The organism is Streptomyces sp. Alt3 (genome assembly GCF_030719215.1).
Taxonomy (GTDB): Bacteria; Actinomycetota; Actinomycetes; order Streptomycetales; family Streptomycetaceae; genus Streptomyces; species Streptomyces glycanivorans.
Genome location: NZ_CP120983.1, coordinates 761,016 through 779,633, shown reverse-complemented (window position 1 = coordinate 779,633; position 18,618 = coordinate 761,016). Strand labels below are relative to the sequence as shown.

Annotated in this window: 16 protein-coding genes and 1 pseudogene; 7 read left to right on the top strand and 10 right to left on the bottom strand. The window is 71.8% G+C overall.

The features are described from left to right. Positions 1-65: 65 nt before the first annotated feature. On the bottom strand, positions 66-1,505 hold the full coding sequence (locus P8A20_RS03535; protein ID WP_306102829.1) for an aldehyde dehydrogenase family protein: 1,440 nt from the start codon (positions 1,503-1,505) through the stop codon (positions 66-68). Further along, positions 1,502-2,379: pseudogene (locus P8A20_RS03530) on the bottom strand (oxygenase MpaB family protein). The gene P8A20_RS03535 and the pseudogene P8A20_RS03530 overlap by 4 nt, the downstream one beginning before the upstream one ends. Positions 2,380-2,636: 257 nt before the next feature. On the opposite strand from P8A20_RS03530, the gene P8A20_RS03525 reads away from it, so the two are divergent. Continuing rightward, complete coding sequence (locus P8A20_RS03525) at positions 2,637-3,494, top strand: oxygenase MpaB family protein (protein ID WP_147961152.1); 858 nt, start codon at positions 2,637-2,639, stop codon at positions 3,492-3,494. A 40-nt stretch (positions 3,495-3,534) separates the two neighbouring features. On the opposite strand, the gene P8A20_RS03520 is transcribed toward P8A20_RS03525, so the two are convergent. After that, entirely contained in the window at positions 3,535-4,584 is a 1,050-nt protein-coding gene (locus P8A20_RS03520) for a LacI family DNA-binding transcriptional regulator (RefSeq protein WP_147961153.1), read from the bottom strand. Positions 4,585-4,826: 242 nt separating this feature from the next. Here P8A20_RS03520 and P8A20_RS03515 point away from each other — a divergent pair, with 242 nt between their 5' ends. Continuing rightward, entirely contained in the window at positions 4,827-6,566 is a 1,740-nt protein-coding gene (locus P8A20_RS03515) for a BCCT family transporter (protein ID WP_147961154.1), read from the top strand. Positions 6,567-6,579: 13 nt separating this feature from the next. Here P8A20_RS03515 and P8A20_RS03510 read toward each other — a convergent pair whose 3' ends face one another. Beyond that, positions 6,580-7,512: an FAD-dependent oxidoreductase gene (locus P8A20_RS03510; protein ID WP_147961155.1), complete on the bottom strand. Its 933-nt coding sequence runs from the start codon at positions 7,510-7,512 to the stop codon at positions 6,580-6,582. Between the two features lie 106 nt (positions 7,513-7,618). Between P8A20_RS03510 and P8A20_RS03505 the strand changes: the two genes are divergently transcribed. Continuing rightward, positions 7,619-9,259: an ABC-F family ATP-binding cassette domain-containing protein gene (locus P8A20_RS03505; RefSeq protein ID WP_306102828.1), complete on the top strand. Its 1,641-nt coding sequence runs from the start codon at positions 7,619-7,621 to the stop codon at positions 9,257-9,259. Positions 9,260-9,358: 99 nt separating this feature from the next. Here P8A20_RS03505 and P8A20_RS03500 read toward each other — a convergent pair whose 3' ends face one another. From P8A20_RS03500 to P8A20_RS03490, 3 genes are all read right to left on the bottom strand, one after another. Beyond that, positions 9,359-11,809: a Tex family protein gene (locus P8A20_RS03500; RefSeq protein ID WP_306102827.1), complete on the bottom strand. Its 2,451-nt coding sequence runs from the start codon at positions 11,807-11,809 to the stop codon at positions 9,359-9,361. 159 nt (positions 11,810-11,968) lie between these two features. Next, a complete protein-coding gene (locus P8A20_RS03495; RefSeq protein ID WP_261988803.1) occupies positions 11,969-12,100 on the bottom strand; it encodes an LPFR motif small protein in 132 nt (43 codons plus the stop codon). Positions 12,101-12,167: 67 nt separating this feature from the next. Next, positions 12,168-13,031, bottom strand: a complete 864-nt coding sequence (locus P8A20_RS03490) for an SCO6745 family protein (protein ID WP_306102826.1) — start codon at positions 13,029-13,031, stop codon at positions 12,168-12,170. Positions 13,032-13,155: 124 nt separating this feature from the next. On the opposite strand from P8A20_RS03490, the gene P8A20_RS03485 reads away from it, so the two are divergent. Further along, the gene (locus P8A20_RS03485) at positions 13,156-14,112 is read left to right on the top strand and encodes a GlxA family transcriptional regulator (protein WP_306102825.1); all 957 of its coding nucleotides are present in this window, start codon (positions 13,156-13,158) and stop codon (positions 14,110-14,112) included. Positions 14,113-14,130: 18 nt separating this feature from the next. After that, the gene (locus P8A20_RS03480) at positions 14,131-14,766 is read left to right on the top strand and encodes a DJ-1/PfpI family protein (RefSeq protein ID WP_147961159.1); all 636 of its coding nucleotides are present in this window, start codon (positions 14,131-14,133) and stop codon (positions 14,764-14,766) included. Here the strand turns inward: P8A20_RS03480 and P8A20_RS03475 are convergent. Continuing rightward, positions 14,753-15,553 (bottom strand): enoyl-CoA hydratase/isomerase family protein, encoded by an 801-nt coding sequence (locus P8A20_RS03475; RefSeq protein ID WP_147961160.1) that lies wholly within the window; start codon positions 15,551-15,553, stop codon positions 14,753-14,755. The genes P8A20_RS03480 and P8A20_RS03475 overlap by 14 nt on opposite strands. Before the next feature lie 80 nt (positions 15,554-15,633). On the opposite strand from P8A20_RS03475, the gene P8A20_RS03470 reads away from it, so the two are divergent. Continuing rightward, a complete protein-coding gene (locus tag P8A20_RS03470) occupies positions 15,634-16,221 on the top strand; it encodes an HdeD family acid-resistance protein (RefSeq protein ID WP_147961161.1) in 588 nt (195 codons plus the stop codon). Positions 16,222-16,369: 148 nt separating this feature from the next. Further along, a complete protein-coding gene (locus P8A20_RS03465; protein ID WP_147961162.1) occupies positions 16,370-16,825 on the top strand; it encodes an ATP-binding protein in 456 nt (151 codons plus the stop codon). Positions 16,826-16,849: 24 nt separating this feature from the next. Here the strand turns inward: P8A20_RS03465 and idi are convergent, their stop codons facing one another. Next, positions 16,850-17,443 (bottom strand): isopentenyl-diphosphate Delta-isomerase, encoded by a 594-nt coding sequence (idi, locus tag P8A20_RS03460; RefSeq protein ID WP_147961163.1) that lies wholly within the window; start codon positions 17,441-17,443, stop codon positions 16,850-16,852. Between the two features lie 226 nt (positions 17,444-17,669). Next, positions 17,670-18,611 carry a cation diffusion facilitator family transporter gene (locus P8A20_RS03455; protein ID WP_306102824.1) on the bottom strand — a complete coding sequence of 314 codons (942 nt, stop codon included), beginning with the start codon at positions 18,609-18,611 and terminating at the stop codon, positions 17,670-17,672. Between the last annotated feature and the right edge of the window lie 7 nt (positions 18,612-18,618).

Sequence of the window (18,618 nt, the reverse complement as noted above, 5' to 3'; positions counted from 1 at the left end):
CCCGGCGCCCCGACCGCCGGGCCCGATGCCGGATGACCACCGGGCCCGGCGCCGGGTGAGCGTCGTCAGAACCGGGCGTGCAGCTTCCTGCCCAGTTCGACCGCACGGGCGACCTTGTCCCGGGGCGTCGCGAACGACGTCAGGTCCACCGCCGGCGCGAACCGCCGCACCGTCACCGAGTGCGGCGCGGCGAAGGCCCGCAACCCCTCCTCGCCGTGGATCCGCCCGTACCCCGACTCGCCCGCACCGCCGAACGGCAGTGAGGGGATCGCGGCGAAGCCGAGCACCGAGTTGACCGACACCGCGCCGGATCCGAGGCGTTCGGCGAGCGCGAGGCCCGCGGCCCGGGAGCCGGTGAACACGGCGGCACCCAGCGAGTACGCCGAAGCGTCGGCCCGTTCCACCGCCTCGTCCATGTCGCGCACCGGGTTCACCACGACGACCGGACCGAAGGTCTCCTCCGTCACGGCCGGCGAGTCCTCCGGCACACCCGACAGCACCACCGGGCCGAGCACGGAGGCCCGCAGGGCGTCGGGTCCGCCGAGCCTCGCCGTGCCGCCGTCCACGAGGGCCTGCTTCACATGCCGTTCCACCACACCGAGCTGCGACGGCAGGGTGAGAGGTCCGTAGGCCTCGCCGGGTGCGAGCGCCCGGGCCCGGCTGACGATGCGTGAGCACAGGGCCTCGTGCACCGACTCCACCGCGTACACCCGCTCCACTCCGGCACAGGTCTGGCCGGCGTTGCCCATCGCGCCCCACACGATCGCGTCGGCCGCCGCGTCCAGATCGGCGTCCGCCGCGACCAGCACCGCGTCCTTGCCCCCGCACTCGGCGAGCAGCGGCGTGAGTGTGGCCGCGCAGGCCGCGGCGACCTTGCGGGCGGTCCCCGGTGAGCCGGTGAAGGCGACCTTGTCCACACCGGACGGACCCTCCGCCCCTGCCAGCGCGGCACCGGTGGACCCCGGGCCGGTGACCACGCGCAGCAGATCCGCGTGACCCGGTACGGCCTCCCCGAGGCTCCTGGCCAGCAGGACCCCCACGCCCGGTGTGAGCTCGGACGGTTTGAACACCACGGCGTTGCCCGCCGCGAGGGCGTAGCCGATCGAGCCCATCGGTGTGTACAGCGGGTAGTTCCAGGGCCCGATCACGCCGATCACCCCGAGCGGGCGGTAGGACAGCGTCGCCCGTTGATGGACCGACAGGATGCCGGACGGCACCCTCCGCCTGCCCAGTACCCGGTGCGCGTTGCGCGCGGCCCAGTCCAGATGGACCAGCGTCAGCAGCACCTCGGCACGCGCGTCGTGCACCGGCTTGCCGGTCTCGGACGCGATCAGCTCCGCGAACTCGTCGGCCCGCGTCGCCAGGGAACGCTTCCACCGCAGCAGCGCGGTGCGCCGTTCCCGTGCCCCGAGCGCGGCCCAGCTCCGCCCGGCGCTCCTGGCCCGCGCCACCGCGGCGCGGACGTCCTCGGCGGTGTGCACGGGACGGTTCGTTCCGGTCGTCATGACGTCTCCATGGGCAGGGGCTCCAGCGGGCGGCTCTGCGCCCAGTGCGGGCCGAGGTCGTCGAGCTGATATCCGAAGGGGTAGCTGCGCGGCCGGGGGCGGAGGGCAGCCACCGGGGCCGGGCCGGCAGCATGCGGACACCGTGCGACCGGGCGCGCACCATCCGCACGGCCGTCGCCCGCATCCACCGCGGCTGTGCGGGGAAGCCCAGCGCCCGGAGTAACGGCTCGTCCAGGAGCGCGAGCGAGAACCTGGCCACCAGGGGGCGCAGCGGGGCCGGGTACCAGGCGGCCATGACCCGGAAGGTGGCGTTGGCGACGCGGCGGTTCGCCGGGTCGTAGGCGAACATCCGGTCCTCGTAGGAGTCGAGCAGTTCCTCGAAGCCCTCGTAGGTGTCGGGAGCGCCCTCGATGCCCATCATGTCGGCCATCCGCCGCCCCACCTCGGCCAGCGCCGCGGTCTCCTGCGCGCACAGCGGCCGCCATCCGAAACGGTCGATCCAGCGCTTGGGACCGACGACCGTGGTGGCCAGCACATAGAGGTAGTCCTCGTTCGGGATGCGGTACCTGCCGTGGATCCGGTTGAGGTGGCGGGCCGCGGCCCTCGCGCGCTCGGAGTCGAACCCCTCCGCCGCCAGTTCGTAGCCGAACAGCACGGTGTCGTCGTAGCGTTTCTGGCCGTTGCGCTCGAACTCCTGGGTGCGGTCGAGCAGTACGGAGATCCTCGGGACGCCGTAGTCACGCAGGAACGCGACGCTTATGCCCTGCCGGTAGTCCCAGGGGAACTCGTACTGGGACATCAGCTGGAGTATCTCGGCGCAGTCGCGGGCGGGATCCATCCGGCGGATCTCGCGCAGTCTGCTGTAGCGGCCCATCGTGCGACCTCCTTGGTCGGTACGGCCGTTTCAGGTACGGGGCACGTGCTGAGGCGGATGTCCTGGAAGAGTCAAAGTTACAAATACTATTGACTTGTTTCATGGGTGCGTCAACACTGCTGACACGGATTCGAGCAAGGGGCCCCGTACGGACGTGCCCGCCCCCGCGGATCAGCCGCCGCACCCGCGCTCGCATACTGGAAGACACATGGACCCGGCAGCGGTCCGAGCGGTCGTCGAACCCTGGGAGCACCCGCATGACCAGCACGGGAGAGCCCTCACCGCCCCCTGCGGGCGGCGTCCTGTGGAGCCTCGCCGGCGACATCCGCGGACTGCTGATGCTGCCCGCCGCCCTCACCCTCCAGGTCGCCCACCCGGCGGTCGGGGCGGGCGTCGACGAACACTCGGTCTTCCGCACGGACCCCTGGGGCCGCGGCGAGCGGTCCCTGAGCTCGCTCCAGCTCTGGGTGTACGGGGGAGAGGCCGCCGCCGAGGAGGGGCGCAGGCTCAGAAGGCTGCACCGCACGATCCAGGGGACCGACACCCGTGGCCGCAGTTACCACGCGCTGACGCCCGCGAACTACGCGTGGGTGCACGCGACCGGCTTCCCCGTGTACCAGCACGCGTCGCGCTACCTGGTCCGTCCGCTCACCGAGGCGCAGGAGCGCGCCCTGTACCGGGAGTGGCTCCAGGTCGGCCGGATCCTGGGCATCCACGACCGGGACATGCCGCAGACGATCGAGGAGTTCTGGCCCTACTACCGCAGGATGCTGGCCGAGGAGGTGGAGGCCACCGTCGTCGTACGGGAACTGGTCGCCACGGATGCCCCCGTACCGCCTCCCGACCGGGGCCCCCTCCTCCTGCGCCTGCTGCTGAGGGCGCTGTGGCCGGTGCTTCTTCCGCCGCTGGCCCGGTTCCGCAGGTTCCTGACCGTCGGGCTGATGCCGCCGGACGCCCGGCAGGCCATCGGGCTCGACTGGACCCCGGAGCAGGAGCGGCGGCTGAGGCGTTTCGGGGCCGTGGTGCGGCGGATCGTCCCCCTGCTCCCTGAGCGGCTGCGCTATCTGCCGCGCGCCAGGTCGGCGCGCGCAGAGTGGCGGGCCGGCCGGGCGTGACCTCTCGCCGCGCCTCCGGTGCACGCCGGGGCGGGCGGCCTCAGGCCGAGGCCCGGCGGACCAGCTCGGTCGGGGTGACCACGGAACCGGGCCAGGCGCCCGTGTCGCTGTTCAGCCGCTCCATCAGCAGCCGCACCATCAACCGGCCCATGCCCTCGACGTCCTGACGGACCGTCGTCAGCGGTGGGTCGGTGGCCTCGGCGACCGACGTCATGTCGTCGAATCCGACCACGGCGACGTCCTCCGGGACCCTGAGCCCCCGCTCGCGCAGCACCCGCAGCGCACCCGACGCCATCAGGTCGTTGGACACGAAGACGGCGTCGACGTCCGGACGGGCGTCCAGCAGCTCCGCCATGGCCCGGGCCCCGCCCTCCGTGGTGAAGTCACCGTCCACGACGAAGTCACCTCCCGCGTCCGGCAGCACGTCGCGGTACCCGTCGATCCGGTCGAGCGCCGACACCTGGTCGCGGGGCCCGGCGATGTGCGCGATACGCCGTCGGCCGAGCGAGACCAGATGGCGTACGGCCTCGCGGGCGCCGCCCCGGTTGTCGCAGTCGACGTACGGCACCTGCGGTGCGTCCTGGCCCCGGGCCGCGTGCTCCGGGCGGCCCCCGTAGACCGTCGGGACCCGGAACCGCCGGATGATCGAGGGCAGTTCGTCGTCGGTGTGCAGGGAGAAGGCGAGTACGCCGTCCACATGGCCACCGGCCAGATAGCGGGTGACCCGCTCGAAGTCACCGCTGCCCTCCACGAGGAGCAGCACCAGTTGCGCGTCGTGGGCGTTGAGCTCACGGCTGATCCCGCGGATCTGACGGGAGAAGAACGGGTCGGAGAAGACCCTGAACTCGGGCTCGTCGATGATCACCGCGACCGCGCCGTTGCGCCGGGTCACCAGCGTCCGTGCCGCGTGGTTCGGGATGTAGCCGAGCTCGTCGACCGCCTTGCGCACCTGGTCCACCAGGGGCTGTCGTACGCCCGCACCGCCGTTGACGACGCGGGACGCCGTCGCCCGGGACACACCGGCGCGGGCGGCCACTGCCTCCAGGGTGGGCCGGACGTCACGCTGCGGATCGGGGGTCGGGTCGGGCAAGAGTCGCTCCTCGTACGCGCGCGTCCCGGCTGGGAACGGCTGGAACCGGCGGGTTCGTCACGAACGCCGTCAGCCTAACCGCCCGGTCCGGGCAGCCGGGCAGGCGATTCGGACAGCAGCAGATGGGCATATCCGCCCAGAAACGGTCAAGACGGAACCGCTTGTTGGTCCCGCGTGTTGCACAGTACGTGTGGTACTGCCTACGGAGAGCGAAATCTCGCACTGCGTGAAAGGTGCCATCTGTGTCACACGACGAGCAGGGCCCGGGCGGGCGGGGGGACTATCTCCCGGTCACGGCCGAGCTACCCGCCGAGCCGCACCACGGCCGGCGCCCCACGACCGACCGGGTGGTCTTCGGCGTCACGGCGGTGCTGACCGTCGCCTTCGTGATCTGGGGCTCCACCGCCACGGACTCGCTGGAGGACGTCTCCGGCACGCTCCTCACCGGTCTCATCCACAACGGTGGCTGGGCCTTCATGCTGGCGGCCTCGGGGTTCGTGGTCTTCGCCCTGTGGCTCGCCATCAGCCGTTACGGCACGATCTCGCTCGGCCAGGAGGGCGAGGAGCCCGAATTCCGGACGATCTCCTGGGTCGCGATGATGTTCAGCGCCGGTATGGGCATCGGTCTGATGTTCTACGGAGTGAGCGAGCCGCTGGCCCACTTCGTCAATCCACCGCCCGGGACCCGTCCCGAGGACGCCGCCGAGGCCATGCAGACGGCGATGGCCACCACCCTCTTCCACTGGACCCTGCACCCCTGGGCGATCTACGCGGTCGTCGGGCTCGCCATCGCGTACAGCGCCTACCGCCGGCACAGGAGGCAGACCATCAGCTCGGTCTTCGTCCCCCTCATCGGTGAGAAGCGCGCCCACGGACCGCTCGGCCGGGTCATCGACATCCTCGCCATCTTCGCGACCCTCTTCGGCTCCGCGGCCTCGCTCGGGCTCGGCGCGCTCCAGATCGGCAGTGGCTTCCAGGAGCTCAACTGGATGGAGAAGACCGGCACGGGCCTGCTGGTCGCGATCATCGCCGCCCTGACGGTCGCCTTCGTCGCCTCCGCCGTGTCCGGGGTCGAGAAGGGCATCCAGTGGCTGTCCAACATCAACATGGTCCTCGCGCTGATCCTGGTGGTCTTCGTCTTCATCGCGGGGCCGACCATCATCGTGCTCGACCTGCTGCCCACCTCCATCGCCGCCTACTTCGGTGACCTGGCCCAGCTCGCCGGGCGCACCGAGGCCACCGGCGAGGGGGAGGTGGCCGACTGGCTCGCCAGCTGGACGGTCTTCTACTGGGCGTGGTGGATCTCCTGGACGCCTTTCGTCGGCATGTTCATCGCCCGGATCAGCCGGGGCCGGACGATCCGTCAGTTCGTCGGCGGCGTGATCCTGGTCCCCAGCACGGTCAGTCTGGTCTGGTTCGCGGTCTTCGGCGGGTCGGCGATCAGGCTGGAGGAGTCCGGGCAGCTCAAGGGCATCGGCGACACCCCGGAGGCCCAGCTCTTCGGCGTCCTCCAGCAGTTCCCCGTCGCGACTCTGATGAGCATCCTGGTGATGGTCCTGGTCGGCATCTTCTTCGTCTCCGGCGCCGACGCGGCCTCGATCGTGATGGGCACGCTCTCCCAGAAGGGCGTCCTCGAACCCTCCCGGTGGGTCGTCATCTTCTGGGGCGTCGTCACCGGCGCCGTGGCGGCGGTCATGCTGCTCATCGGCGACGGTGAGGGCGACGCGCTGGCAGGACTGCAGAACCTGACCATTCTCGTGGCCGCGCCCTTCACCATCGTCATGATCGGCATGTGCGTGGCGCTGATGAGGGACCTGCGGCACGACCCGATGATCGTCCGCAGGGAGTTCGGTGTGGAGGCCGTCGAGTCCGCCGTCATCGAGGGACACGCCAAGTACGACGGGGACTTCGAGATCCGGATCGGGCCCGGCACCGCGGAGGTCACCACCGACGAACGCCACAAGCACGACCCGCCGGCCTGACGGATGCTGCGGCTCAGCCCACCAGCTGGGCCGCAGCCCGCGCACAGCCGCGGGCGACCGTCACACCGGCGCCCCCGTGCCCGTAGTTGTGCACCAGCAGACCTCCGCCCGGCAGGTCCTCCGCCTCGATGCGCACCCCCGCGTCCCTGGAGGGCCTCAACCCCACCCGGTGGCCGAGGACACGGGCCCCGGCGATCTCCGGCCGCACCCGCGCGCAGCGCTCCACGATCTCCCTCGCCGTGCGGAGGTCGGGCTCCGTCCGTGGATCGTCCACCTCCGCGGTCCCGCCCAGCACCAGTCGGCCGGGCTGCGGGAAGAAGTACGTCGTCGCGCTCGACGCAGGGTCCGCGTGGGTGAACCACTCGTCGATGCCGGGGTTCTCCACCAGCACCAGCTGGCCCCGTACCGGCCGCACCCCGGCGTCCGGGACCAGCTCGCGGGCGCCGAGACCGGTGCAGTTGACCACCACCCGCGCCTCGGCCGCCGCCTCCGCGAAACCGTGCACCGTACGCCGCTCGACCACGCCTCCCGCAGCGGTCAGCCGGCCCTCCAGCCAGCCGAGATGAGCTGGCATGTCGATCAGCGGAAGAGTCACCCGCAGACCCTCCGGCACCTCGGAGGCATGGTCCAGGCCGCGGGCCCACGGCCCCAGGGCGGCCAGCCGCTCGCCCCCGTGCACCCCGGTCACCATGCGCACGCCGGTCTCCGAGGGGGCCGCGGCCAGTTCCTCGTACACCCGGAGCGTCTCCAGCGACCACGCGCCCACCAGCGCCGCGGGCTCGATCCGGTACGGCCACCACAGCGCGCCGGCCACGGCCGAGGTCGTTGCCGCGGCGGGGTCCCGCGACCAGACCCGCACCCGCAGACCGCGCTCCGCCAGCAGCAGCGCCGTGGTCAGCCCGCTGACCCCGCCGCCCACCACGATCACGTCCGCCACCGTGCCCACCCCTGTCCTCACGTCGCCCCGGCCGGGCCGGGGCCGGAGGGGCCATGGTCGCACCCCGGTCCGGAGGGGAACCCGGCCCCTCCGGTTGGTTAGGATCGTCACCCTGATGACTGCCACCCTCGTCGCCAAGGAACTCGCCGCCGGCCACGGCGACCGCACACTCTTCGCGGGACTCGACCTCGTGGTCGCCCCCGGCGACGTGATCGGTCTCGTCGGAGCCAACGGCGCGGGTAAATCCTCGCTGCTCCGTCTGCTCGCCGGGCTCGACCGGCCGGAGGAGGGCGAGCTGAGGCTCTCCCCGCCCACCGCCACTGTCGGACACCTCCCGCAGGAGCCCGAGCGGCGCGAGGGCGAGTCCGTGCGGGAGTTCCTCGCCCGCCGCACCGGGGTCGCCGACGCACAGACCGCCATGGACACCGCTACCCAGGCCCTGGTCGACGGCGCTCCCGGCGCCGACGACGCCTACTCCGGGGCGCTGGAGCGGTGGCTGGCCCTCGGCGGCGCCGACCTGGACGAACGCGCCGAGGAGATCGCGGCCGACCTCGGCCTGACCATCGGCCTCGACCAGCCGATGACCGGGCTCTCCGGCGGGCAGGCGGCCCGCGCCGGGCTGGCCTCGCTGCTGCTCTCGCGCTACGACGTCTTCCTGCTCGACGAGCCCACCAACGACCTCGACCTGGACGGCCTGGAGCGGCTGGAGCGCTTCGTGTCCGGACTGCGCGCGGGCACCGTCGTCGTCAGCCACGACCGCGAGTTCCTGATGCGCACGGTCACCAAGGTCCTGGAACTCGATCTCGCCCAGCAGCAGATCAACCTCTACGGCGGCGGCTACGCCTCCTACCTGGAGGAGCGCGAGCGCGCGCGCTCGCACGCCCGTGAGGAGTACGAGGAGTACTCCGACAAGCGCTCCGCACTGGAGGGCCGTGCCCAGATGCAGCGCGGCTGGATGGACAAGGGCGTCAAGAACGCCCGCCGCAAGGCCACGGACAACGACAAGATCGGCCGCAAGTTCCGCAGCGAGGCCAGCGAGAAGCAGGCCGCCAAGGCCAAGCAGACCCAGCGCATGATCGAGCGTCTCGACGTCGTCGAGGAACCGCGCAAGGAGTGGGAGCTGCGGATGGAGATCGCCTCCGCACCGCGCTCCGGCTCCGTCGTGGCCACCCTGCGCGACGCGGCCGTGGCCCGCGGCGGCTTCTCCTTCGGGCCGGCCACGCTGCAGATCGACTGGGCGGACCGGGTCGCCATCACCGGCGCCAACGGGGCCGGCAAGTCCACCCTGCTCGCCGCGCTGCTCGGCAGGCTGCCGCTCGACGCGGGCCACGCGTCCCTCGGCTCGGGCGTCGTGGTGGGCGAGGTCGACCAGGCCCGCAAGCTGTTCCACGGCACGGAGAGCCTGCTGGACGCCTTCTGCGCCGCGGTCCCCGACACCGAGCCCGCCGAGGTGCGCACCCTGCTCGCCAAGTTCGGTCTGCGGGCCGCCCATGTGCTGCGCCCCGCGACGACGCTCTCACCCGGCGAGCGCACCCGGGCCGGCCTCGCCCTCCTCCAGGGCAGGGGCGTCAATCTGCTGGTCCTGGACGAGCCGACGAACCACCTGGACCTCCCGGCGATCGAACAGCTGGAGTCGGCCCTGGAGGCGTACACCGGAACGCTGCTGCTGGTCACCCACGACCGGCGGATGCTGGAGGCGGTCCGTACGACCCGCCGTGTCGAGGTCGCCGACGGCAAGGTCACCGAGTCCGCCTGACGGGACCCCGCCGCGTCGAGAACCCGCCCGTCCCGGAGCTTCGGGACGGGCGGGCGTCGTGCGAGGCGGGCGGGGGAAGCCCCGCCCGCCGCTCGCGTCTCAGCGCTTGCGTCCGCCCTGGTCGGAGCCGCCTGTCAGGCCCGCCCGCCGCAGTGCGTCGGCCATGGCGCTGTTGGCCGGAGCCGCGGCGGGGCGGGGTGCGCCTGTGCCGCCGCCCCCGCCATTGCCTCCGCGCCGGTCGCGGCGCTGTCCGGCGCCTCCCTGACGGCCGTCCTGCCCCTGCCCCTGCCCCTGCCGCTGCCGGGGCGGCCGTTCGCCGCCCCCCTGGGCGTTCCGCTCCCGCTTCGGGCCCTGCCCGCCGCCCTGCCCCGCCGTGGCCTCGTCGTCGAGCCGCAGCGTCAGCGACACGCGCTTGCGCGGGATGTCGACGTCCATGACCTTCACCTTGACGATGTCGCCCGGCTTCACGACGTCCCGCGGATCCTTGACGAACGTCCGCGACATCGCCGACACATGGACGAGACCGTCCTGGTGGACGCCGATGTCGACGAACGCGCCGAACGCCGCGACGTTCGTGACGACGCCCTCCAGCACCATCCCGGGGGCGAGGTCGCCGAGCTTCTCCACGCCCTCCTTGAACGTGGCGGTCCTGAAGGCGGGCCGGGGGTCGCGGCCGGGCTTCTCCAGTTCCCGCAGGATGTCAGTCACCGTCGGCAGGCCGAACTTCTCGTCCACGAAGTCGTCGGGGCGCAGCGTACGCAGCGTCTGCGTGTTCCCGATCAGCGAGGCGACGTCACCGCCGGTCCGCTTCACCATCGTCCGCACCACGGGGTAGGTCTCGGGGTGCACGCTCGACGCGTCCAGCGGGTCGTCACCGCCCCGGATCCGGAGGAAGCCCGCGCACTGCTCGTACGCCTTCGGCCCCAGCCGCGCCACGTCCTTCAGCGCCCGGCGGGAGCGGAACGGGCCGTTCGTGTCCCGGTGCGCCACGATGTTCTCGGCCAGACCGGACCCGATGCCCGACACCCGTGAGAGCAGCGGCGCCGAAGCGGTGTTGACGTCGACGCCGACGCCGTTCACGCAGTCCTCGACCACCGCGTCCAGGGAGCGCGACAGCTTCACCTCGGACAGGTCGTGCTGGTACTGCCCCACCCCGATCGACTTCGGGTCGATCTTCACCAGCTCGGCCAGCGGGTCCTGGAGCCGGCGCGCGATCGAGACGGCACCGCGCAACGAGACGTCCATGTCGGGGAGTTCCTGCGAGGCGAAGGCCGAGGCCGAGTACACGGACGCGCCGGCCTCCGACACCATCACCTTGGTGAGCTTCAGCTCCGGGTGCTTCTCGCACAGTTCACCCGCGAGCTTGTCGGTCTCGCGGGACGCGGTGCCGTTCCCGATCGCGATCAGGTCGACCTGGTGCTCCTTGGCGAGGCGCTCCAGCGTGGCGAGCGAGCGGTCCCACTGGTTCGCCGGCACGTGGGGGTGGATCACGTCGGTCGCGACGACCTTGCCGGTCGCGTCCACGACGGCGACCTTCACACCCGTACGGAATCCGGGGTCGAGCCCCAGGGTCGCCCGGGTGCCCGCAGGTGCGGCGAGCAGCAGGTCCCGCAGGTTGGAGGCGAAGACGCGTACCGCCTCGTCCTCCGCCGCCGTACGCAGACGCAGCCGGAGGTCGATCCCGAGGTGGACGAGGATCCGGGTCCGCCACGCCCAGCGGACCGTGTCGCCCAGCCACTTGTCCCCGGGCCGGCCGTGGTCGGCGACCCCGAAACGGCGGGCGACCATCTTCTCGTACGAGGAGGGGCCCGGCTGCTCCGACGGCTCCTCGGGCTCCAGGACCAGATCGAGCACGTCCTCCTTCTCGCCGCGCAGCATCGCGAGGATCCGGTGCGAGGGCAGTGCGGTGAACGGCTCGGCGAAGTCGAAGTAGTCGGCGAACTTCGCGCCCGCCTCCTCCTTGCCGTCCCGCACCTTCGCCACGACCCTGCCGCGCGACCACATGCGTTCCCGCAGCTCACCCGTCAGGTCGGCATCCTCCGAGAAGCGTTCGGTGAGGATCGCCCGGGCGCCCTCCAGGGCCGCCGCCGGGTCCGCCACACCCTTGTCGGCGTCGACGAACGCCGCCGCGGCGGAGAGCGGGTCCACGGACGGGTCGCCGAGCAGCCCGTCGGCCAGGGGATCCAGGCCCGCCTCGCGCGCGATCTGCGCCTTCGTCCGCCGCTTCGGCTTGAACGGCAGATAGATGTCCTCCAGCCGCGCCTTGGTGTCGGCGGCCCGGATCCGCGCCTCCAGGGCCTCGTCGAGCTTGCCCTGTTCACGCACGGAATCGAGGACCGCCGTACGGCGGTCCTCGAGTTCCCGCAGATAGCGCAACCTCTCCTCGAGCGTGCGCAGTTGCGCATCGTCGAGCATCTCGGTGGCTTCCTTGCGGTAGCGCGCGATGAACGGCACGGTCGAGCCGCCGTCGAGCAAGTCGACGGCCGCCTTCACCTGACGCTCACGTACGCCGAGCTCCTCGGCGATCCTGCCTTCGATGGACGTCGTCACGGTTTTCCCGACTCGCCTTCTCGTACTGGCTGTGCTGGCTGTGCCACTGGGGTGGTCCACACCCGGGTGGTCCCCTTCGCCTGCATTGTGCCGGGTGGCCGGGGGCCGTGTCGCGTGACCTGCTCGATCACGGCCCCTGCGTGCCGGAGAAGGGCCCGGTCACGCGCGCCGGGTCCTTCCGCTGCGCGACGCGCCGCCGAAAAGACCTGCCAGGAGCCGGAAGGGCAGAGTCACCACGGTGGCAATGGCCGAGCCGACGGTACTCAGAGCGTTTGCGATCGCACGGAACACGGTGTGCCTCCTTCGTAGGGTGTATCCGTCGCCTGGCCCGTGAGACCCGCCGTAAACATCTGAGGGCTCAGCCCTTGCCGACCAGATCCTCCGGGAACGCGCCGGCGGAGGCCGCCGCGAACAGAAACCCCCGGCCCAGTTCGGTGAGCCGGGCCACGCCGTCGGCGCCCAGGTGTTCGTACGGTGCGGCGTCCATCCGGTCCGTCGCCTCCTCCAGCTCCGCCCTGAGCGCGGTGCCCGCCTCGGTCAGCTCGCCCTCCGCGTCCAGCACGCCCCGGCCGCGCAGCCGCTCCACCGCCGCGTCCCAGTCGGTGCGCCGCCAGCCGCGGGTGGCGAGGATCCAGCGCGGCGCCATGCCCTTCCCGGTCGCGGTGTGGCTGACCAGTGCCTCCAGCGGGTCGAGGCCGGCCGAGAGCAGAGCGGCCAGGTGTCCGTCGCCGCGGTGCTCGCGCAACAGCGTCGCCGCGTGCCAGTACGCCAGGTGAGGCTCGTCGGGAACCGCGACATCGGCGTGCGCGGCGTACAGCGGACGGGCGTGGCGGGTACATGCCTCCGCTGCCCGCAGGGCGAGCCCGGCCGCCTCCGCCATCTCCGGCGAGGCCACGGTCTCCTCGCCGAGCACCCGGCGCAGCGTCGAGTCGGCCGCCCTCAGCCGCGCGTCGAGTGCGGCCTGCGGGCTGATGTCCGACCAGACGGACGGCAGGTGCCGGGCCACCAGCTCGTGGCTGAAGTTGTAGAAGGTCGCGGTGACCGTGCCCGCGCCTGCCGCGCCGAGGGCCGCGCCGCGCGCGGCGAAGTAGACCCGGCTCGCGTCGTCGATGCCGAGCTCCCCGAACTCCTTGCCGAGGTCGGGGGAGAAGTAGACACAGGAGTGCAGCGGGTTGAGCGCGTTGTGACAACGGCGTCCGGCACGCGGGGGAAGAGTACTCATACCCGCACGTTACCGACTGGTTGGTACGTGGAACAGGCCCGGGTCTGCACGTGGTGCGCGCATGGCAGCATAGGTGGGAAACTCGTCATTGCGGCCATCGGGCGGTCCGGCAAGGATTGCGGACATGAAGCAGCGATCCGTGCTCGTCGTCCTCTTCGAGGGTGTCCAGAGCCTCGACGTCAGCGGCCCGGCGGAGGTCTTCGCCGGAGCCTCCCGACTTCCCGGGGTCTCCTACGATCTGCGCACCGCCTCGCTGGACGGCGCGCCGGTCCGCTGCTCCAGCGGCCTCACGCTGGTCCCCGACGGCACGCTCGCGGACGCCCCGGAGCCCGATCTGCTCCTCGTGCCGGGAGGCGCCGGGACGAGGACACCCGACCCGGCTCTCGTCGAGTGGATCCGCGCCCACGGCCCGCGCGCCCGGCAGCTGGTGTCGGTGTGCACCGGCGCCCTGCTGCTCGCCGAGGCCGGCCAGCTCGACGGCCACCGGGTCACCACCCACTGGTCCGTCTGCGAGACGCTCGCCCGGAGGTACCCGGCGGTGCGGGTCGACCCGGACCCGATCTTCGTGCGCGACGGACGGCTCGCGACGTCGGCCGGTGTCACCGCGGGCATCGATCTCGCGCTCGCCCTGGTCGAGGAGGAACACGGACGGGACGTGGCGCTCACCGTCGCCCGTCATCTCGTCGTGTTCCTGCGGCGCCCGGGCAACCAGGCCCAGTTCAGCGCCCAGCTCAGCGCGCAGACCGCCGTCCGTGAACCACTGCGCGGGGTCCAGCACTGGATCACCGGACACCCGGACGCCGACCTCTCGGTCGAGGCGCTCGCGGCCCGGGCCGGGCTCTCCCCCCGCCACTTCGCCCGCGCGTTCCGGACGGAGACCGGCCTCACCCCGGGCCGGTACGTCGAGCGCGTACGCCTGGAACAGGCGCGGCGGCTGCTGGAGGACACGGCCGACGGTGTCGTCGGCATCTCCCGTGCCAGCGGTTACGGCACCCCGGAAGCGATGCGCCGCGCCTTCGTCAAGGCCCTCGGTACGGCGCCCTCCGAATACCGGCGCCGCTTCCGCTCCCATCCCGCGTGAAACGACGGAAGGATCATCATGCAGATCGCGATCGTGCTCTTCGACCGGTTCACGGCGCTCGACGCCGTGGGCCCCTACGAGATGCTCAGCCGGACTCCGGGCGCACAGACCGTACTCGTCGCCGAGCGTCCGGGCGCCGTGCGCAACGACAGCGGCAGCCTCGCCCTGGTCGCCGACCGGACGCTCGCCGACGTGCCCGCTCCCGACGTCATCATTGTGCCGGGAGGCCCTGGGCAGAGTGCCCAGATGGAGAACGAGGCGCTGCTCGGCTGGCTTCGTACGGCCGACGCCGACAGCACCTGGACGACCTCGGTGTGCACCGGGTCCCTGCTCCTGGCCGCCGCCGGACTGCTCACCGGCCGGCGTGCCACCTCGCACTGGCTGGCCCTCGACACCCTGGGCACCTACGGGGCCGAGCCCACGGGCGAGCGGGTCGTCACCGACGGGAAGTACGTCACCGCCGCGGGCGTCTCCTCCGGCATCGACATGGGTCTCACCCTGCTCGGCAGGATCGCGGGCGACGAACACGCCCAGGCCGTCCAGCTTCTGACCGAGTACGACCCCCGGCCGCCCTACGACTGCGGATCTCCGGAAAAGGCGCCGGCGGCCATGGTGGAGAAGTGGCGGGCCGCGAGCCGCTTCATCCTGACGTAGGCGCGTCCCCGGAGCTCCCCGCCGTCCAGGTGAAGCGGGGGGCGCGGCGCTCCAGGAAGGCGGCGACCCCCTCGGCGGTGTCGTCGCCGGCGCGTGCCTGGAGGGACCAGTGGGCGTCCCGGTCCTCCCGGCCGTCGGCGAACTCCTTGGCCGCGGCCTGCGTCAGCTGCGAACGCGAGGCCAGTACCTCGGTGAACCGGTGGACCCGCTCATCCAGTCCGCCCCTGGGCAGGACCTCGTCCACCAGACCGGTCCGCAGTGCCCGTTCCGTCCCGATCAGCTCCCCGGAGTACAGCAGGAACTTCGCGGTGGCCGGGCCGACGAGCGAGACCAGCCGGCGCGTCGACGAGGAGGGATAGACGATCCCGAGCTTGGCCGGAGTGACCCCGAAGGACGCGCCCTCCTCGGCGAACCGCAGATCGCAGGCGGCCGCGAGCTGGCTGCCGCCGCCCACGCAGTAGCCGCGCACGGCGGCCAGTGTCGGCCCGGGGAAGGCGGCCAGGGCCTCCTCCGCGCGGACCGCGAGGGCCTGCGGGCGGCCGGCCGGATCCCGCAGGGAGGAGATGTCGGCCCCCGCGCAGAAGGTGTCGCCCGCCCCGGTGAGCACGAGGACACGCACACCGGGGTCGGCCGCCAGCCCCTCCAGCAGCACCGGCATCGCCTGCCACATGTCCGCGGTCATGGCGTTGCGCTTGGCGGGATTGCTGATGACGACGGTCGCGACACCGTCCTCGACCGTGTGGTCCAACCGTGGCCCGGCCCCCGCCGTCTGCTCCCTGAGGTCCATGCGCCGGATGCTATCCGTACGGCCCGAACCTATGATCAAGAAGGGGCCGCGAAGCGCACGCACACCGTGAGGAGCTGTCGATGGCCGGACCCACGACCCAGGGGAAGAAGCTCAACCGGAGCTTCGGCGGGCTCGCCCTGCTCGGTGTCCTGCTGGTCGTCGCGGGGCTGGTGGGCCTCGTCTACACCGGCGTCGCCACGCTCACCTCGATGATCCTCTTCGGCTGGCTGCTGCTCGTCGGCGGTCTCGTCGGCCTCGTGCACGCCGTCCAGGCGCGCGGCACCCCGTACTTCTGGCTCGGTGTGGTGGTCGCCGCCCTCAACATCGCCGCCGGGGTCGTCGTCATCAAGAACCCGGTCGGCACGGCCGAGGCGCTGACGATGTTCGCGGCCCTGCTCTTCCTCACCGGGGGAGTGTTCCGGCTGGTCGGCAGCGTCGTCGTACGAGGACCCCAGTTCGGCTGGACGCTGCTGCAGGGCGCCTTCGGGCTGCTCCTGGGGGTGCTGGTGCTCGTCGACTGGCCGCACAGCAGCCTCTATGTGCTCGGCTGCTTCTTCTCCCTCGCTCTTCTGTTCGACGGGCTGGGGCTTGTCGCGATCGGAGTGGGTGGGAGACGGGTCGTCAGCATGGTGACGGACCAGATGAAGCCCGAAGAGGGCGCGAAGTAGTTCAATCACCTGACGACGTCATACGTAATCGGTCAAATTAGGTCTGCAAGCGACCACTTGCGGTCAGTGCTGCGACCCGGACCGCGCTCCTCCCGACACTCGGTACTCGATGGTCGGTGATGTGCGAGTCGAGAGCGGGTGGCGGTCCATGGAGAGCCGTGGGAGTGTTCCGGCCCGTTCCGTGTCCTACGAGGGCGTGTGGCGCTTCACCGCGCCCGCCGTCGACGTCTCGGTACCGCAGGCCCGGCACGCGGTCCGGGACCTGATCGACCGGCAGGGCGTGCCCGTCGAGGACGACATCCTCCAGGGGCTCCTGCTGATCGTGTCGGAACTGGTCACCAACGCGGTCCGGCACGCGGCGCTGCTCTCGCCCGAGCTGGCCGTCGAGGTGGCCATCGGGGCCGAGTGGATCCGGGTCGCGGTCGAGGACAATCACCCCTACCGCCCGACGGCACTGGTCACCGACTACGCGCAGACCGGTGGCCGCGGCCTGCTCCTGGTGCGTGAGATCACCGCCGAGGCGGGCGGCACGTGCGACGTGGAGCACACTGCGGGCGGTGGCAAGATCATCTGGGCGGCGCTGCCCCTCAAGACGCAGCTCTGACCGCCCCCTGCGATGGCTGCGGTCTCACCAGCCGGCGGACGGTCCCGTCAGTTCCCTGATCGCGGGACGCGCGGCGTCGAGCACGGTCATGAACCACGCCGAGAACGGCGCGGCGGCATGCCGCTCGGCGAGTTCACCGGCGGTCACGAAGGCGGCCTCGCCGACCTCCTCCTCGTCCGGCCGGAGGCGCTCCTGCACCATCCCGACGAACAGGTGGTTGAACTCCTGCTCCACCAGGCCCGACACCGGATCGGGGTGGTTGTAGCGGACCGTGCCCGCCGCGGCCAGCAGCGAGGGCGAGACACCCAGCTCCTCGTACGTGCGCCGGGCCGCCGCCGCGAACGGAGCCTCCCCCGGATAGGGATGGCCGCAGCAGGTGTTCGACCACACGCCGGGGGAGTGGTACTTGCCGAGCGCGCGGCGCTGGAGCAGCAGCCGTCCCTGCTCGTCGAAGAGGAAGACGGAGAACGCGCGGTGCAGCTGGCCGGGCGCCTGGTGAGCGGCGAGCTTCTCCGCGGTGCCGATGGTCGTGCCGTTCTCGTCGACCAGTTCGAGCATGATCGCGTCTGCTGTGCCGTTCGACGAGCTGTGCGCCGCGGTGGCTGGTGTGGTCGGCATACCCATCCTTCGCTTTGGTTCCCGGCCTCGTGCGCCGGACCCCTCGAGTGCGGTCAAGTCTGCCGTACAAAAGCCGCTTGTCCGCACTGCGGGTGCTGGCATGTCCGCCCCGCCCGGGAGAGCGAGGCGTTGACGGACACCACGGCGGACCCTGGAGGCCGCCGGGAACGGATCATGCCCGTCGGGACCGGCACGGAATCGCCGCCGGGCCGTCGGCCTCCGGCGCTCAGTGGCAGAGCCGCGCCTCGTGCTCCGCGTGCCCGCTGGGCTCCAGCTGGAAGGTGCAGTGCTCGACGTCGAAGTGGTGGCCGAGGCATCCCTGCAGGTCGTGCAGGAGCTTCTCGTGCCCGATCGAGTCCAGCATCTCCTGGTGCACGACCACGTGCGCGGAGAGGACGGGCATGCCCGAGGTGATCGTCCAGGCGTGCAGGTCGTGGACGTCCAGCACACCCGGCAGCGCCGTGATGTGGGCTCGCACGTCCTCCATGTCGACGCCCTTGGGCGCCGACTCCAGCAGCACGTCGAGCGTCTCCCTCAGCAGTTTCACCGTACGGGGGACGATCATGAGGCCGATCAGCAGCGAGGCGATCGGGTCGGCGGCCTGCCAGCCGGTGGCCATGATGATGCCGGCCGACACGAGCACCGTCACCGAGCCGAGCGTGTCCGCGACGACCTCGAGATAGGCCCCCCGCACGTTCAGGCTGTCCTGCTGCCCGCGCACGAGCAGGGACAGGGAGACCACGTTGGCCACCAGACCGACCGCGGCGAAGGCGATGGCGACGCCACCTCTGGTCTCCGCAGGGGTGATGAAGCGGTCCACCGCCTCGAAGACCAGATAACCGCCGACCCCGAGGAGCAGCAGACAGTTGGCGAGCGCGGCGAGGATCTCGGCACGGGCGTACCCGAAGGTGCGGTTGGGGCCGGCGGCCTTGTTCGCGAAGTGGATGGCCAGCAGGGCCATGCCCAGCCCCAGGGCGTCGGTCGCCATGTGGGCCGCGTCCGCGATCAGCGCGAGCGAGTCGGCGAGGATCCCGCCGACGATCTCCATGACCATGACGCCGAGCGTGATGCCCAGGGCCACGCGGAGCCTGCCCCGGTACGCGGCGGCCGCCGTCCCCGTCGGGGGCGGCCCTCCGTGCGTATGCCCGTGATCGTGGCCAGCCCCCATGCGAACG